The sequence below is a fragment of the Gordonia mangrovi genome, assembly GCF_024734075.1.
In the GTDB taxonomy this organism is placed as follows: Bacteria; Actinomycetota; Actinomycetes; order Mycobacteriales; family Mycobacteriaceae; genus Gordonia; species Gordonia mangrovi.
In genome coordinates this window covers 1,868,969-1,884,830 of sequence record NZ_CP102850.1, presented here as the reverse complement: position 1 = coordinate 1,884,830, position 15,862 = coordinate 1,868,969, and the positions used below count along the sequence as shown (strand labels likewise).

The window sequence follows — 15,862 nt, the reverse complement described above, 5'->3', positions numbered from 1 at the left end:
GCATCGGTTCGTCCTCCCGGTCCGCACGAGTCCCCGCTGAACTCGCAGCGGGTCTGGGGAGTCCAGGGGACGAAAACTGTGTGCCGGTCAGTCGAGCAGCTTCTTCTGCACCTTGCCCATGGCATTGCGCGGCAGCCCGTCGACGAATCGGATCTCGCGGGGACGTTTGTGGTGCGAGAGTTCGGTGGTGACGTGGTCGATGAGTTCGGCGTCGGGGACGCGGTCACCGACCACATACGCCACGATGCGCTGACCGAGGTCGTCGTCGGGGACACCAATCACCGCGACCTCGTCGACGGCCGGATGTCCGAGCAGGACGGTCTCGATCTCGCCGGCGCCGATCCGATAGCCGCCCGACTTGATCAGGTCGGTGGCCCGGCGGCCGACGATGCGGTGCATCCCGTCCGGGTCGACGACGGCGACGTCGCCGGTAGCGAAAAACCCGTCGGCGAGCCAGGATTCGGCACTCTTGGCCGGCTGGTTGAGGTAGCCCGACGACATCATCGGTCCGCGCACGTGCAGGTCGCCGACGGTTTCGCCGTCATGCGGAAGATCGTTGTCGCCCTCGCGGATTCGGGTCTCCACGCCGGTGAGTGGCAGCCCCACCCAGCCGGGGCGGCGTTCCCCGTCGGCACGGGTGCTGACGGTGATCATCGTCTCGGTCATGCCGTAGCGTTCGACGATCTCGTGCCCGGTGAGCGCGTGAATGCGGTCGAACACCGGCACCGGCAGCGGGGCACTACCCGACACGAGCAGGCGTGCCGACGAAAGTCGCTGTGCCGCAGCCTCGTCAGTGGAAACACGGGTCCACACGGTGGGCACGCCGAAGAACATCGACGCACCGAGGTCCATAGCCGCTGCGTAGTTCTCCGGACGTGGCTTCACCGTGTGGATCAGCCGGCCACCGCGCCGCAGCGGTCCCAGCACGCCGAGGATCAGGCCGTGCACGTGGAACAGCGGAAGGCCATGTGCCAGAGCATCGTCGGCTGTCCACTGCCAGGCGTCGGCGAGCGCGTCGAGTCCGGCGGCGATGGCCCGCCGCGAGATCGGCACACCCTTGGGCAGGCCGGTGGTGCCCGACGTATACAGGATCAGGGCCGTCGACGTCTCGGGCGGCTCGGGGTGGCGATGCCACGAACGGGCATAGCGGCGGACCGGGATCACCGGCAGCGCCGGGTCGTCGGGAGCTGCACCGAGCCAGGCCTGCGCACCGGAATCGGTGAGGATGTGGTCGAGTTCGCGGGCGCCGGAATCCGGGGGCACGGGCACCGCGGCGACACCGGCGATCAGGCAGCCGGCGATCGCCAGCACGGTGTCGATGCTGGGCCGGGCCAGCACGGCGAGCGTGTGCGCACCGCCGATCCGTTCCGCAACGGCGGTGGCGGCGCCGACGAGGTCCTCGCGAGACAGTCGGTCGTCGCCGACGGTGATCGCGTCGGCGAGGTCGGGGGCGTTGGGCGTCAGCGTCGGGAACAGCACCAGCCCAGTTTCCCAGACGACGATTGGCCGACGGGGGCGGCCGCCTGATACGGTGACGGCACGTTCACGCGATGCTGTAACTCGCTTGTTGAACCAGAGGCCGGGTGATTACAGAAACCCCCGGTCTTGTCCAAACTTCCAGCTTCGGGCCTGACGCACTGTGTTGTGTCGGGCCCGAACTGTGTCACGCGCCGAACTGGATTGCCGCCCAATCGGCGAACGACTGCCACCCCACACCTGGAAGGCGTTGGTGTAGAGCGGGGATGTCCACGCGGTATCCCTCCCGACCCAGGAACTCGAACATCGCGCTCATGTCCGGCGACGGGATGCGTTCGGGATCAAAGGATTCGGCGTGCACTTCGTGCGCGAGTACGGTGCACAACGCGGCTGCCATCTGATCCGGTGTCATCGTGTCGGAGGCGATGTCGATTCGCTCGCCCACATAGGTGGTTGGATTGCGGAACAGTTCGACGACGAAACGGCCGAGGTCACGCCGGGAGAGCTGCTGCAACGGTTTGTCGGCCGGCATGGCGATGGGCAGAATCCCGGCCGACAGGGCGTCGACGCTGCCGAGCAGATTGTCGTAGAAATAGGTCGGTCCGACGATGGTGTGCGGAATGCCGCTGTCGCCGAGTGCCTGCTCGACGCGGTACTTGCTCTCGAAGTGCGGCACCCCGGTGCCGCGGTCGGCGCCGGCCACCGAAGAGAAGACGAGGTAGGGGACGTTTGCGAGCCGCGCGGCGTCCAGGATCGCCGCCCCCTGGGTCAGCTCCGCCTCGACACCGGTCTCGAACGGCGTCGTCAACGCGAAGACGCCCGATGCCCCGACGAAGGCGTCGACCAGTCCGTCGCCGCTCACCATGTCGCCGAACACCAGCTCGACGCCGCGGGTGGCGAGCTCTACCGCCCGTTTGGCGTCAGGATCGCGGACCACGGCACGGACCGGCATGTCGGCCTCGAGGAGTTCGGTGGCCACTGCACCACCCTGACCGCCGGTTGCGCCGAGCACTACGTAGGTCATGAACTCAAGCTACCCGGGTGCATCGGGGCCGAAACGACGAATCCGTGGCCGTTTTCGACGGTTGCCGACGGGAACGACCACGGATTGCGTGGCGGAGGATAGGGGATTCGAACCCCTGAGGGCTGTTAACCCAACCCGCGTTCCAGGCGAGCGCCATAGGCCACTAGGCGAATCCTCCACCGGGGATGATAGCGGCCAAGGGGGGTGCAACCCAAAATCGGGCGTCCGGCGGATGGCGGCCGAACGGCAGAAGACGCAGAGACGCCGCTTGTGGCCAGGGACCTTCCGCGCGTCGGCGGTCGGTGGCGAGAGGTGAGGTCTGCCGGGGTAGGAGTGTCGACGGTGACCGGTTTGTCTGGCGAGGGGGCCCTCCCGCTACACTGGTCGGCGGATCCCGCGCGGCGTGCATCCTGTGAACTCCCCCAGGGCCGGAAGGCAGCAAGGGTCAACGGGCTCTCTCGGGTGCGCGGGGTCCCCTACAGATTCTCGAGACGAACACCTGAGGCGCCGCCCACCGACACCGGTGTCACGGAGAGGTCCCCGCGTTGAACTACCACTCGATGAGTGCCGACCAACTTCGCGAAACCCAATCCGACCTGCGAAAGCTCTACGACGCGCTGTGCGCGGCCGGTCTTTCGCTCGACCTCACCCGCGGCAAGCCGGCGCCCGAGCAGCTCGACCTGTCCAACAAGCTACTGGCGCTGCCCGGCGACGAGTACCGCGACGCCGCGGGCACCGACACCCGCAACTACGGCGGCGTCGTGGGGCTGCCCGAGCTCCGGCAGATCTTCGGGGAGCTGTTCGCGGTCGATCCCGACCACCTGATGGCCCTCGGCAACGCCAGCCTCGAGGTGATGCACGATCTCACCGTGTTCTCGCTGCTCAGCGGAACGGTGGACTCAGACCGGCCGTGGAGAGACCAGAAGGTCAAGTTCCTGTGTCCGGCGCCCGGCTACGACCGGCACTTCGCGATCACCGAGACCTACGGCATCGAGATGATCCCGGTGCCGATGCTGCCCGACGGCCCCGACGTCGACGCGTGCGCGGCGCTGACCGCCGACGACCCGTCCATCAAGGGCATGTGGGCCGTCCCCACCTACTCCAACCCGACCGGCGTCACGTTCAGCGAGGACGTGACCCGCCGGCTGCTGGAGATGCCCGCCGCCGACGACTTCCGCATCTACTGGGACAACGCCTACGCAGTGCACACCCTGGTCGAGGCGCCGCCGACACCGCTACCGATCCTGGAGATGGCCGCGGCCGCCGGCAACCCGAACCGGGTGTTCGTGCTGGGCTCGACGTCGAAGATCACCTTCGCCGGCGCCGGCGTCTCCTTCTTCGGGTCGTCGACGGAAAACCTCGACTGGTTCAAGAAGCACCTGTCGATCAAGACGATCGGCCCGGACAAGGTCAACCAGCTGCGCCACATCAAGTTCTTCGGCGACGCCGACGGCGTGCGCGCGCACATGGCCAAGCATCGCGAGATCCTGGCGCCCAAGTTCCGTCTGGTCCTCGACATCCTCGACGACCGGCTCGCGGAGTCCAAGGTCGCGACCTGGTCGGAGCCCGAGGGCGGCTACTTCATCAACCTCGACGTCGTCGACGGCACCGCACGGCGCGTCATCGAGCTGGCCAAGCAGGCCGGCATCGCCCTGACCGGGGCCGGCTCGGCGTTCCCGTACAAGCAGGACCCGAACGACCGCAACATCCGCCTGGCGCCGACGTTCCCGACCACCGACGACCTGGCCAAGGCCATGGACGGCGTGGCCACCTGCGTGCTGCTGGCCGCCACCGAGTCGCTGCTCGCGCCCGGCGATTCCTGACGCATCCAGACCGCAGTGAATACGGTGCCGCGATGATCTCGAAACCCCGCGAGGAGTGAAGCACCACCGGCCGGCATTGATCGCCGTCGGCTCCGTGCTCATCGGCCTTCTCGCGTTGTGGTTGCAGGACGTGATCGTCCCCTACACCACCCCGTTCTGGGGTCTGTTCGACAATCAGCTCGACCTCGACGTCTACCTGTCCGGCGCCCGCACGGTACTCGACGGGGCCAGCCTCTACGACGCCAAACTGCTCGGGCAGATGGATTACACCTACGCCCCGATCTCGATCCTGCTGTTCACCCCGTTCACCTGGGTCTCGTTCGAGGCGGCGCGCATCATCTGGTCGGCGGGCATCGTCATCGCGCTGTACCTGGTGATCATGCTCAGCTTCAAGAGTCTCGGCCGGACCCCGACGTGGCCGCTGCGGGTGATCGCGCTGTCGCTGGTCGCGGTGGTGCTGCTGCTCGAGCCGGTACGCACCACCGTCTGGTACGGCCAGATCAACGTCTTCCTGATGCTGCTCATCGTCGCCGACCTCACCCGCACCGAGGGCGCGCGGCTGCGCGGTGTGGGCGCCGGTGTCGCGGCCGGCATCAAACTGACCCCACTGATCTTCGTCCTCTACCTGGCGGTGCTGCGGCAATGGCGGTCGATGGCCGGCGTGTTGGCGGGGTTCTTCGGCACGATGATGGTCGGGTTCGCCGTGTTGCCCCGCGAATCGTGGGCGTACTGGACCGGCACCATGTTCGACTCCGACCGAGTCGGCGCCCCGCAGACCGTCGGCAACCAGTCGATCCGCGGCTGGCTGGCCAATCTGCTGCACTCCGACGACCCGAGCATCCTGCTCTGGGGAGTGCTGGCGGCCGCCGCCCTCGCGCTGGGGATGTACGCCGCGTTGCTCGCGCACCGGCACGGCCAGGAATTGCTGGCAGTCACCATCGTGGGGATGACGGCCGCGGCCATCTCGCCGATGTCGTGGGGGCACCACTGGGTGTGGTTCGTGCCGCTGCTGGTGATCGGCCTGCATCTGCTGGCCACGCCGCGTCGCGGCGTCGTCGCCTACGGGCTGCTGGCCGCCGGTCTGATCGCGATGATGCTGATCGCGTTCTCCTGGCGCACCTACCTGGCTCATCCGATCTGGTTCGTCAACCGGTCCGTGCCCGACGCCTATCTGATCGGCCTGTTCTTCAAACACGGGATCGACTGGCTGGAGTGGTTCACGGTCTACCCCTACAACGCGATCTTCCTGGGCACCACGATCGCGACCATCGTGGTCTTACGGTCCGGTGACGACTCGGCGACAACGGTCGCGGCGGAGCCGTCGGAAGGGTCACAATCCGTACGGGGACGGCCTGCGGGGGAGTGAGGAGAACCGCGCATGGGACGCCGCGGTATCGCGATCGCATGCACGGCCGGCGCGGTCGCCGCCGGGCTGACCGTCGGGGCGGCATCTGCCCAGGCACAGGCCCCGGCTCAGACCGTGGTGGTCAGCCAGCCGATCGGGCCGGAGTGTTGGGCACCCAGCCCGCACATCCTCGATTTGCCTCTGCACGGTGGGGCCGCCGTTCGGACCGATGCCCGCCGTCCCGGGGTGTTCGCGGTCTGGGGGCACGGTATGAGCTTCTTCCGCTACACCGTCGACACCTGGGTGACGATCCATCATCTGCCCACGGGGCACATCGAGACCTTCTACCGGCGTTGGCAGCCGCAGTCGGTCGACGTGCCCGGCTACCGGATCGACAACCTGCATGCCAGCGGGCCGATCCGGCTCCGGATACGGTCGGTGACGCATGGTCCGGTGTCGCTTCCGCCGGTGATCTGTACCGGACGTGCCGTCGTCTGAGCCTGTGGGGGAGTGCGCCCCGGTGTCGGAGGTCGCCGGTACTCTCGTCACGTGGCTCTGTATCGCACCTATCGCCCGGCTTCCTTCGCCGACGTCGTGGGCCAGGAGCACGTCACCGACCCGTTGAGTCGTGCACTCGACGGGGGACGGATCAACCATGCCTACCTGTTCTCCGGGCCCCGCGGGTGCGGCAAGACGTCGTCGGCGCGCATCCTCGCCCGGTCGCTGAACTGTGTACACGGGCCCACGTCCAACCCGTGCGGTGAGTGCGACTCGTGTATCGCGTTGGCGCCCGGCGGGCCGGGGAATCTGGATGTGATCGAACTCGACGCGGCCAGCCACGGTGGTGTCGACGACACCCGCGAGCTGCGGGACCGGGCGTTCTACGCGCCCTCGGAGTCGCGCTACCGGGTGTTCATCGTCGACGAGGCGCATATGGTGACCAACGCGGGATTCAACGCGTTGCTCAAGATCGTCGAAGAACCGCCGGAACACCTGATCTTCGTGTTCGCGACCACCGAGCCGGAGAAAGTGCTGCCCACGATCCGGTCGCGCACCCATCACTACCCGTTCCGGCTGCTCGCCCCGCCGGTGATGCGCAACCTGCTGGAAAAGATCTGTGCCAGTGAGAATGTGGTCGTGGCACCGGATGTCTACCCGCTGGTCATCCGGGCCGGCGGGGGCTCCCCGCGTGACTCGCTGAGCATCCTCGACCAATTGCTCGCCGGCGCCGGGGACGAGGGCGTCACCTACGAGCGGGCGCTGGCGTTGCTCGGCGTCACCGACATCGCACTCATCGACGAGGCGATCGACGCGCTTGCCGACGCCGACGGAGCCGCGTTGTTCGGCACGGTGGAGAAGGTGGTCGACGCCGGCCACGACCCGCGGCGATTCGCCGTCGACCTGCTCGAACGACTTCGCGATCTCATTCTGCTGCAAGCTGTTCCGGATGCCGCCGACCGCGGTCTGGTGGAGGCGCCCGGTGACCAGCTCGCCCGGATGCAGCGCCAGATCGAGGTGCTCGGTCCGGCATCGCTGACCCGGTTCGCCGAGACCGCGCACGCCGCGCTCGGCGAGATGCGCGGCACCACCTCCCCGCGGCTGTTGCTCGAGGTCATGTGCGCGCGGATGCTGTTGCCGGCCGCATCGAGCGATGATGCGGCACTGCTGCAGCGGGTCGAGCGGCTGGAGTCGGGTGTGCCGGCGCCCAGCGGAAGTGGGTCAGCGACAAGGCCTTCGGGCGGTGTGTCGGCGCCGGCCGAGCCGGAGCCGGCGCCGAAATACGTGCGGCCCTCGCAGCGCAAGGCGGCCGAGGAGGCTGCGGCTGCGCGCGCCGAACAGGAGGACGCCGCGCCGGCCGCGTCGACACCGGATGGTGCCCGCGCGACGCCGGCCGCCGGGTCGCCGACCACCCCCGTTCGTGCGGAGCCGACCGCAGAGCGCTCGCCGACCGCCGAGGCTACCGAGCAGGTTGCGCCGCAACAACCGAGCGCACCGCCGACCGCGTCGCAGGCTCCTGTCTCGCCGGAGGAACCGGTCTCGGCGCCGGAGCCGGCTGAGTCCTCGTCATCCGATGCGCCGTCGGCACCACCCGGTACTCCCGCGCAACCCAACCCGACACCGCCCAACCCCACCTCTCCGCGACCCCCGGCGCGGGCGGCGGCCCAGCAGGCGACCACGTCGTTCGACGACGACATCCCATTGCCCGACGAGCCGACCGATGACGAGATGGCGCCGCCGCCGGACTACGCCGAGCCGGCTCCGGCGGGTGCCGAGCAGCCCACGCCGGCAACCGATTCCGGGCTGACCGTGGCCGAGGTCGAGGCTCGATGGTCCGACATCCGCGCCGCCGCACGCGGCATCACGCCGGTGCTGGAGGTGATGTTGTCGGGTGCGTCGATCGCCGGCGTGGACGGCACCACCGTCGTGTTCGGACACGCCACCGAGATGCTCGTCGGACGGTTGAGCAACGAGCACGCCGGCAATTTGCGGGCCGCGGTACAGCAGGTGTTCGGGTCGTCGGCCGACGCGCGCTGTGTGCACTCGACCGGACAGCCGGCCGCCCAGTCGGCCGTGCAACGAGGCAAGGCCGATCGGGCGGCAGCGCAGGCCGCGCCGAAGCGGCCGACCTACTCCCGGCCGAGTCGCGGTCGGGATCAGGCGGCTTCGCCCGCCGCAGTCCCCGAGTCCGCGCCCGAACCCGAGGAGCCCGAGCCGCCACGGGCGGATGACGAACTGACCGACGCCGAACGCGACGAGATGGTCGCCGACGCCCGAACCGGTTCACCGGAACAGCGGCTCGACCCCGACCAGGTCGCCCTGGAACTGCTCAAGTCCGAACTCGGCGCTCGGCCGCTGGAGTGAGCGCGGATCCGTAGTACGAACCGGCGAAAAAATCGCGGGTTCGTACTACGAAACCGGTGTCAGGCGTCCCACCAGGGGCGCAGCGGCAGATCGTTGTGGCCGTAGTCGTCGAGCTTGGTGGCCAGGACGTGGTGCAACTGCACGATGTCGCGTTCGAAGCCGATACGGCAACCGGCCATGTACAGACCCCACAGGCGGGCGGTGCCCTCGCCGACCTCGTCGACTGCTTCTTCCCAGTGTTCGACGAGGTTGTGGTTCCAGTCGCGCAACGTCATCGCGTAGTGGTCGCGGAAGTTCTCCTCGTGCACCACTTCCATGCCGCCGATGTCCTGGAGCTTGGAGATGATCTTGCCCGAGCCGGTCAGCTCGCCGTCGGGGAACACATAGCGGTCGATGAACGATCCGGCACGGCCGCGTTTGTGGTTGTCCGGTCGGGTGATGCAGTGGTTCAGCAGCATCCCGCCGACCCGGAGACGATCGCGGATGAAGCCGAAATAAGCGGGGTAGTTCGCCACACCGATGTGCTCGGTCAGGCCGATCGACGAGACGGCATCGAATCCGGTCTCGGTGATGTCGCGATAGTCGCTGTGGCGCACCTCGGCGAGCTCGGTGAGTCCTTCCTCGACGATCGCCTTCTGCGCCCACTGGGCCTGCTCGGCCGACAGCGTCGCACCGATGACCTTGACCCCGCGGCGCGCCGCGTAGCGCACCATTCCGCCCCAGCCGCAGCCGATGTCGAGGAGGCGGTCGCCGGGCTTGAGCCGGAGCTTCTCGAAGATGAGGCGGTACTTGTTGTCCTGCGCGGTCTCCAACGAGGCCTCGAGCTCGGGATAGACCGCGCACGTGTAGGTCATCGATGGACCGAGTACCCACTCGTAGAAGGTGTTCGAGACGTCGTAGTGGTGGTGGATCACCTCGGCGTCGCGGGACCTGCTGTGCCGCAGGCCCTCGGTGAACCGCCGCCACCGCGGCAGTGCCTCTTGCGGTGGTGGCGCGATCGGCCGGAAGTGTTCGATACCCAGCGACCGGGCCACATGCGCAAGGGTCAACGGGGAGGGCCGGACGAAGTTGAGGTCCGACGCCAACGCGCGCAACGCGCCGTAGGGGTCACCGGGGTGAGCGCCGGTCAAGTCGAGATCACCGGAGATGTAGGCGCGGGCGAGTCCGAGGTCGCCGGGGGCGGTGACCAGGTAGGTGGTGCCGCGCGGAGTCGCCAGATGCAGACCGAACTCCGCATCCTCGGGACCAGCCGCACTGCCGTCGTAGGCGGTGATCCGGACGGTGAGGTGACCGCCCATCAACGCCTCGAAGATCTCGGCCAACGTCATCTTGCCCGCCGCCGCCGGCGTACCGTTGTGCAGCGAACTGTCCTTGAATGTGGTCATTGTCGTTTCACCGCTTTCGCATACAGGTCGAGCAGCCGGCCCTGGGGGTCGTACCGCTTCTTGAGCAGCCGATAGTTCTCACCGCCATAGAGTTCATCGAACTCGTCCGGCGCATAGAAGGATTCCGAATACAGCGACTTGTGGCCATCGAGCTCGGCCACCTTGCGTTCGATCACCTTGTTGGTGTGTCCGGGGTCGCCCGGGGTGATCGGTACCGCAGACCAGAAACCGGCGTTGACGTAGGTACGTCGCGGCTCGAGGGGATACAGCGGCCACGGGCGGGTGGTGTCGCTGTTGGGTAGGGCGGGCTCGCGCAACCGCAACGGGCACAACCAGATCGGCTCAATCGGCACGTTGGCGAGGAACCATTCGACGTACGCGGTGGTGTTCTCGATCGGCACCTCGATGTCCTGCACCACACGTTCGTTCGGTGGTTCACCCTTGCGGGCGTTGAGCTTGTCGCCGATGTTGAAACGATGGTCGAGGGCGATGAGTTTCCAGTAGAAACTGCTGCGCAACAACCTCTTCGGCCACAGGCGCCGGATGCGCGGGTGCTGTGCACCGAATGCGCGGGAACACCAGAACCAGTCGGTGTCCCAGCGCCACAGGTAGTCGTGGATGGTGAGGCGGTCCCGGATCACGCCGGAGTCGTGCTGGAGGGACCGGTAGAAGATGTTCATGCCGGTGTAGTCGCTGACGGGTCCGGGCTCGTCGGTCTGCCGACCCAGGGTCAGATAGCTTTCGTCGGCGGTGAACACGACGCCGTCGAGGTAGTCGACCCGCTCACCGTCGTAGGAACCGTCGACGACGATCGCCGCCATCGTCTCCTGCAATTCGGCGAGTCGATCGAACCGGAGGTGGCGGAGCGCCACGAATGGCGCCACCTCCTCGAGTTCGATCTTCAGTCGAACCGAATATCCCAACGTGCCATAGGAGTTGGGAAATCCGAAGAAGAGGTCGGCGTATTCGTTGGTGGGGGTGGCGGTGAGGATCTCGCCTGAGCCGGTCAGGATGTCGATCTCCAGGACCGATTCGTGCGGAAGGCCGTTGCGGAACGACGTGCTCTCGATGCCCAGTCCGGTGACCGCGCCACCGAGGGTGATGGTCTTGAGTTGCGGCACCACTTTCGGGGCCAGGCCGTAGGGCAGCGTCGCGGCGACCAGGTTCTCGTAGGTGCACATGCCGGCAACGTCGGCGGTCTTGGTGGCCTTGTCCACCGTGATGACCCGATCAAGCCCGGACACATCCAACCCGGGGTGCGGATTTGCGGCACGCTTACGGAACAGGTTCGACGTCTTCTTGGCCAGCCGCACCGTCGCACCCGGCGGAATCGCGCGGTAGCTCGCCAGAAGGGTGGTCACACCCTCGTCGAATGCCTGTGCCCCCATCTCCAACCGGTCCGAGCTCACTTGGATAGCCTAGGACGAGAGATTGCCCCCCGCCAATCAGTTCGAAGGAGAACACGCCCGTGGGTCAGGTTTCCGCAACGCAGACGACCGACATCACCGCCGCCCCCGATGTGGTGATGGCCGCCCTCGCCGACTACACCGAGGTGCGCCCGGCGATCCTGCCCGCGAACTACCGCGACTACCAGGTGCTCAGCGGCGGCAACGGCGACGGCACCGTCGTCCACTGGATTCTGCAGGCCACCGAGAAGCGGCAGCGCGATGTGAAGGCGACCGTGAACGTGGTGCCGGACACAGTCACCGAGAACGACGAGAACTCGTCGATGGTCACCACCTATGTCGTGGCGAAGTCGGGTACCGGTAGCCGCGTGACCACCACCACGACGTGGACCGGCGCCGGTGGCATCGGCGGCTTCTTCGAGAAGACCTTCGCGCCGAAGGGCCTGAACAAGATCCAGGCAGAGCTGCTCGGCAATCTCAAGAAGCGTCTCGAGAGCTGACCCGCCGCCGACGACGCCCCGCCGCGCCGCTGCCGGCGCGCGACGGCGTGGATGCGACCCGGGTCGTGCTGCGCTCGGGTCCCGAGCGCACCGTCGGAGAGTGTCTGCTCGCCACGCCGGCGCTGGCCGGCTGCACGCTCGACGATCTCGCCGAGCGCGCCGCAGCGGGCGAGCTCGTCGATGCCGACGGCGCGCCTCTCGATCCGGGCACACCGGCGCGGCTCAACTCCTCGGTGTATCTCTACCGGGATCTGCCCGACGAGACGCCGATCCCGTTTGACCTACCGATCCTGTATCGCGACGACGCCATCGTCGTCGTCGACAAGCCCCACTTCCTGGCCACCATGCCGCGCGGTCGGCACGTGACGCAGACGGCCCTGGTGCGGCTGCGGCGCGAGCTCGGCAGCGATCACGTGTCACCCGCACATCGGCTGGACCGGCTGACCGCGGGAGTGTTGCTGTTCACGCTGCGGCCCGAGGTGCGGGCCGCCTACCAGGCGTTGTTCGCCGAACGACGCGCCGACAAGGAGTATCGGGCGCTGGCGCCGGTGCGGGCCGATCTCGCCGATCCGGTGACCGTCACCAACCGGATCGAGAAGACCGCGGGCGATCTGCGAGCGCGGGTCGTCGACGGCGAGATCAATGCGTCGAGCGCCATCACCCTGGTCGAGGAAACCGATGCCGGTGGGGTCTATCGCCTGCAGCCGCACACCGGCCGGACCCATCAGCTGCGCATGCACATGGCGCAGCTCGGCGTCGGGATCGTCGGCGACCCGCTGTACCCCGATATCCGTCCCGAGCTGGCGGAACTGCCCGATCACGGTGATTTCTCCCAGCCGTTGCGCCTGGTGGCGCATTCGCTGGCGTTCGACGATCCGTTGACGGGGAAGCGGCGGGAGTTCGTGTCGGGACGGTCGGTTGCCTGACTGCGGGTGGGGCACTATTCGCTGATCGAGTAGCCCGCGAGAGTAGTCGGTGAGCCGCTCCAACTCGCTGATCGAGTAGCCCGCGAGCCGCTAGGCGAGCGAGCGTATCGAGATCAGCCACCTGGCCTCGATACGCCTCGTCGCAAGCTCCTCGGCTACTAATGGGAGCTACTGGGTCTGGTCGTGAGTTTGGGTCAGACTTGGTGTTGGTGGCTGCTGCTGGGTGAGCACTCGTGCCTACGGAACCGTTGATGGCGAGTTCTGGATCGAGACCGTGCCCCTGGTGGTCGGCCAAGAGGGTGTGATTGCTGCTGGGATGTCGTGCCGGCTCCGATGTGGTTTCGGGGTGTGAGCACTGAACCATTAGTTCGCGAGGGTCCTCCGGCCAGCTGCCGTGTTGAACAATCGACGGCTTGGTAGCTGTGAGGAGGCACCGGCAGTGGCAGTGTTGTTCGTCGGGGATGATTGGGCCGAAGACCACCACGATGTCGAGTTTCAAGACGAGCGTGGGCAGGTGTTGCGGCGGGCGCGGTTGCCTGAGGGGATCGCCGGGATCGAGAGGTTCGGGGAGATCGCGGCGACCTTCCTCGACGAGGGCGATCAGCCTGACCAGGTGCTGGTGTGTATCGAGATCGATCGCGGTCCGTGGGTCAACGCGTTGATCGCTGCGGGGTATCGGGTATTTGGAGTCGATCCCAAACAGGCCCATCGCTACCGCGAGATCGTGGTCAGTTCGGGCGCCAAGAGCGACAAGGGTGATGCGCATGCGCTGGCCGAGATGCTGCGGAGTCGTCGCCACCAGTTGCGGGAAAGTGGTGGGGACTCCGAGATCGCGGACGCGGTCAAGGTGGTGGCCCGCGCGCATCAGACGATGATCTGGGAACGCACGCGCCACATGCTGCGGGTGCGTGCGGCGCTGCGCGAGTACTTCCCGGCGATCCTGCTGGTGTGTTCGGCGTTGGATCTGGAATTGACGAGCCGGCCGATCCTGGGCTTGCTGACCAAGGCGCCGACCCCGGCGCGGGCGGCGAAGCTGACCAAAAGCCAGATCCTGCCCCTCCTCAAGGGTCGCCGCAACAAAGACACCAAAGCTGTTGAGATACAACAGATCCTACGCGGACAGCACCTCGGCCAACCTGATCGGGTCACCGACGCCTACGCGGCCTCGGTGCGCGCCTCGGTGGCGGTGCTGGGTGTGGTGATCGAGCAGATCGACGAGCTCGCCGGCGAGGTCGATGCCCATTTTTCCCAGCACCCGGACCATGAGATCTACCTCAGCCAGCCCGGCATGGGGCCGACCGTGGGACCCCGGGTGCTCGCCGAGTTCGGGGACGACCCGTTACGTTTCCGCAACAGCAAAGCCCGCCGCAACGCGGCGGGCACCAGCCCCATCACGAAACAGTCGGGCAAATCGCGGATCGTCTCCGCCCGCTACGTCCACAACGACCGACTCGTCGACGCCCTGATGGCCCAGGCCCACGGAGCCTTCATGCACGACGACGGCGCCCGCGCCTACTACCGCAAACAACGAGCCCGAGACGTCGACCACAACGCCGCGCTACGCCAACTCGCCAACCGCCTCGTCGGCATACTCCATGGCTGCCTGGCCCGCGGTATCCCCTACGACCCCGCCACCGCATGGAAGGACCAAACCCCCGCCGCGGCTTGACATCAAACCTTCAGGGATGTCTCGATCAGCGACAAGGGCGCCCAGTCGACGCGCTAGCCTGAGCGCATGGCCATCCAGGCGACCTACGAGCGCCACCCGGACCTCGGGTGCGAAGCCGTGGTGTTCATCGACGACGAATCGCTCGCGTGCTTCCAGATCCAGCGGGATCTCACCGGCGGGCCGCGGGCCGACGAATACTGCGTCACCACCGGCGCCAGCGCGCCGATCTACGGCGCGATCACCCAGTGGCGGCGGGTCGAGGACCGATTCGAGTTCGCGCTGACCCACAACGCCGGCCGGCTGTTCGGTGACGACGTGCTGTCGTTCGTGGTCACCCCGGGCGACGGCGCGACGGTGGACGAACTCGCCGAGCACGTCGAACGGTTGCTGCGCTGAGACGGCGATACAGTTGAGGGCGTGAATCAACCTTTCGACCCCAGCGCACTGTTCGGCGGCGGCGAGGGCGGCGAGAACCCGATGGCCGGCTTGCTCGCCCAGGCGCAGCAGATGCAGGAACAGCTGCTGAGCGCCCAGAACGAGATCGCGGCGGCCGAGGTCACCGGATCGGCCGGCAACGGCCTCGTGACGGTCACCGGTAACGGAACCGGCGAGGTCACCGCGGTCACCATCGACCCGAAGGTCGTCGACGCCGACGACGTGGAGACCCTGCAGGATCTGGTGCTCGGCGCACTCGCCGACCTGTCGACCAAACGCGAAGCACTCGCCCAGGAGAAGATGGGGCCGCTCGCCGGAGGCCTCGGCGGTGGCATCCCCGGCCTCGGCCAGTAGGCCGCCATGTACGAGGGACCGATCCAGGATCTGATCGACGAACTGGCCAAACAGCCGGGTCTGGGGCCCAAGGGAGCCCAGCGCATCGCCTTCCACCTGCTGTCGGTGGAGAACAAGGAGATCGATCGCCTGATCGCGGCCCTCGCCCGGGTCCGCGACGACGTCACCTACTGCGCCGAATGCGGCAACGTCTCGGCGAACACGCTCTGCCGGATCTGCTCGGACGCCCGCCGCGACGCCACCAAGATCTGCGTCGTCGAAGAACCCAAGGACGTCCACGCCATCGAACGCACCAAGGAGTTCGACGGCCGCTACCACGTTCTCGGCGGAGCGCTCGACCCGTTGTCGGGGATCGGACCCGACCAACTGCGCATCCGAGAACTCCTCAAACGCCTCGCCACGCAGGAGGACGGCAACGACGTCACCGAGGTCATCGTGGCCACCGACCCCAACACCGAGGGCGAGGCCACCGCGACCTACCTGTTGCGGATGCTCAAGGATTTCCCCGGACTGTCGGTGACCCGGCTGGCGTCGGGACTCCCGATGGGTGGTGACCTGGAGTTCGCCGACGAACTGACCCTGGGACGTGCGCTGTCGGGCCGGCGGGTGCTGGCATAGGCGGACCGGCGGGGCTCTGCGACAGGTGCAAGTCTGCTA

Annotated in this window: 14 protein-coding genes, 1 tRNA gene and 1 other RNA gene; 11 read left to right on the top strand and 5 right to left on the bottom strand. The window is 67.4% G+C overall.

Features of this window, described 5'->3' with window-relative positions; translation table 11 throughout:
* Positions 1-87: 87 nt before the first annotated feature.
* The 3 genes from NWF22_RS08630 to NWF22_RS08620 form a co-directional block, all read right to left on the bottom strand.
* The gene (locus NWF22_RS08630; RefSeq protein ID WP_160904510.1) at positions 88-1,479 is read right to left on the bottom strand and encodes an acyl-CoA synthetase; all 1,392 of its coding nucleotides are present in this window, start codon (positions 1,477-1,479) and stop codon (positions 88-90) included.
* 184 nt (positions 1,480-1,663) lie between these two features.
* The gene (locus NWF22_RS08625; RefSeq protein WP_160904511.1) at positions 1,664-2,500 is read right to left on the bottom strand and encodes an NmrA/HSCARG family protein; all 837 of its coding nucleotides are present in this window, start codon (positions 2,498-2,500) and stop codon (positions 1,664-1,666) included.
* A gap of 89 nt (positions 2,501-2,589) precedes the next feature.
* Positions 2,590-2,678 (bottom strand) — tRNA-Ser (locus NWF22_RS08620).
* Between the two features lie 208 nt (positions 2,679-2,886).
* On the opposite strand from NWF22_RS08620, the gene ffs reads away from it, so the two are divergent.
* The 5 genes from ffs (at position 2,887) to NWF22_RS08595 (ending at position 8,530) form a co-directional block, all read left to right on the top strand.
* Positions 2,887-2,981: signal recognition particle sRNA small type (gene ffs, locus NWF22_RS08615), an RNA gene on the top strand.
* A 64-nt stretch (positions 2,982-3,045) separates the two neighbouring features.
* Entirely contained in the window at positions 3,046-4,323 is a 1,278-nt protein-coding gene (locus tag NWF22_RS08610) for an aspartate aminotransferase type Ic (RefSeq protein WP_160904512.1), read from the top strand.
* A 55-nt stretch (positions 4,324-4,378) separates the two neighbouring features.
* A complete protein-coding gene (locus tag NWF22_RS08605; RefSeq protein WP_258321365.1) occupies positions 4,379-5,689 on the top strand; it encodes a glycosyltransferase 87 family protein in 1,311 nt (436 codons plus the stop codon).
* Positions 5,690-5,701: 12 nt separating this feature from the next.
* Positions 5,702-6,166, top strand: a complete 465-nt coding sequence (locus NWF22_RS08600; protein WP_160904513.1) for a hypothetical protein — start codon at positions 5,702-5,704, stop codon at positions 6,164-6,166.
* Between the two features lie 51 nt (positions 6,167-6,217).
* Complete coding sequence (locus NWF22_RS08595; protein ID WP_160904514.1) at positions 6,218-8,530, top strand: DNA polymerase III subunit gamma and tau; 2,313 nt, start codon at positions 6,218-6,220, stop codon at positions 8,528-8,530.
* Positions 8,531-8,589: 59 nt separating this feature from the next.
* Here the strand turns inward: NWF22_RS08595 and NWF22_RS08590 are convergent, their stop codons facing one another.
* A complete protein-coding gene (locus tag NWF22_RS08590; RefSeq protein ID WP_160904515.1) occupies positions 8,590-9,915 on the bottom strand; it encodes a class I SAM-dependent methyltransferase in 1,326 nt (441 codons plus the stop codon).
* Positions 9,912-11,303, bottom strand: coding sequence for an FAD-binding oxidoreductase (locus tag NWF22_RS08585; protein ID WP_160904524.1), 1,392 nt, complete (start codon positions 11,301-11,303; stop codon positions 9,912-9,914). Before NWF22_RS08585 ends, NWF22_RS08590 begins: the two co-directional genes overlap by 4 nt.
* A gap of 80 nt (positions 11,304-11,383) precedes the next feature.
* Between NWF22_RS08585 and NWF22_RS08580 the strand changes: the two genes are divergently transcribed.
* The 6 genes from NWF22_RS08580 to recR all read left to right on the top strand — a co-directional run bounded on the left by NWF22_RS08580 (position 11,384) and on the right by recR (position 15,823).
* Positions 11,384-11,821, top strand: a complete 438-nt coding sequence (locus tag NWF22_RS08580; RefSeq protein WP_160904516.1) for an SRPBCC family protein — start codon at positions 11,384-11,386, stop codon at positions 11,819-11,821.
* A gap of 47 nt (positions 11,822-11,868) precedes the next feature.
* A complete protein-coding gene (locus NWF22_RS08575) occupies positions 11,869-12,747 on the top strand; it encodes a pseudouridine synthase (RefSeq protein WP_258321364.1) in 879 nt (292 codons plus the stop codon).
* Positions 12,748-13,192: 445 nt separating this feature from the next.
* Positions 13,193-14,416 (top strand): IS110 family RNA-guided transposase, encoded by a 1,224-nt coding sequence (locus NWF22_RS08570; RefSeq protein ID WP_373692009.1) that lies wholly within the window; start codon positions 13,193-13,195, stop codon positions 14,414-14,416.
* Between the two features lie 66 nt (positions 14,417-14,482).
* Entirely contained in the window at positions 14,483-14,812 is a 330-nt protein-coding gene (locus tag NWF22_RS08565; protein ID WP_160903985.1) for a hypothetical protein, read from the top strand.
* A 21-nt stretch (positions 14,813-14,833) separates the two neighbouring features.
* Positions 14,834-15,205, top strand: coding sequence for a YbaB/EbfC family nucleoid-associated protein (locus NWF22_RS08560; RefSeq protein WP_160903984.1), 372 nt, complete (start codon positions 14,834-14,836; stop codon positions 15,203-15,205).
* 6 nt (positions 15,206-15,211) lie between these two features.
* A complete protein-coding gene (gene recR, locus NWF22_RS08555; protein ID WP_160903983.1) occupies positions 15,212-15,823 on the top strand; it encodes a recombination mediator RecR in 612 nt (203 codons plus the stop codon).
* The last annotated feature ends 39 nt before the right edge of the window (positions 15,824-15,862 follow it).

Excerpts from the sequence above, each read along its gene's own strand:
- recR (WP_160903983.1), top strand. The coding sequence starts at position 15,212 with ATGTACGAGGGACCGATCCAGGATCTGATCGACGAACTGGCCAAACAG.
- NWF22_RS08585 (WP_160904524.1), bottom strand. The coding sequence starts at position 11,303 with ATGGGGGCACAGGCATTCGACGAGGGTGTGACCACCCTTCTGGCGAGC.
- NWF22_RS08600 (WP_160904513.1), top strand. The coding sequence starts at position 5,702 with ATGGGACGCCGCGGTATCGCGATCGCATGCACGGCCGGCGCGGTCGCC.
- NWF22_RS08565 (WP_160903985.1), top strand. The coding sequence starts at position 14,483 with ATGGCCATCCAGGCGACCTACGAGCGCCACCCGGACCTCGGGTGCGAA.
- NWF22_RS08625 (WP_160904511.1), bottom strand. The coding sequence starts at position 2,500 with ATGACCTACGTAGTGCTCGGCGCAACCGGCGGTCAGGGTGGTGCAGTG.
- NWF22_RS08590 (WP_160904515.1), bottom strand. The coding sequence starts at position 9,915 with ATGACCACATTCAAGGACAGTTCGCTGCACAACGGTACGCCGGCGGCG.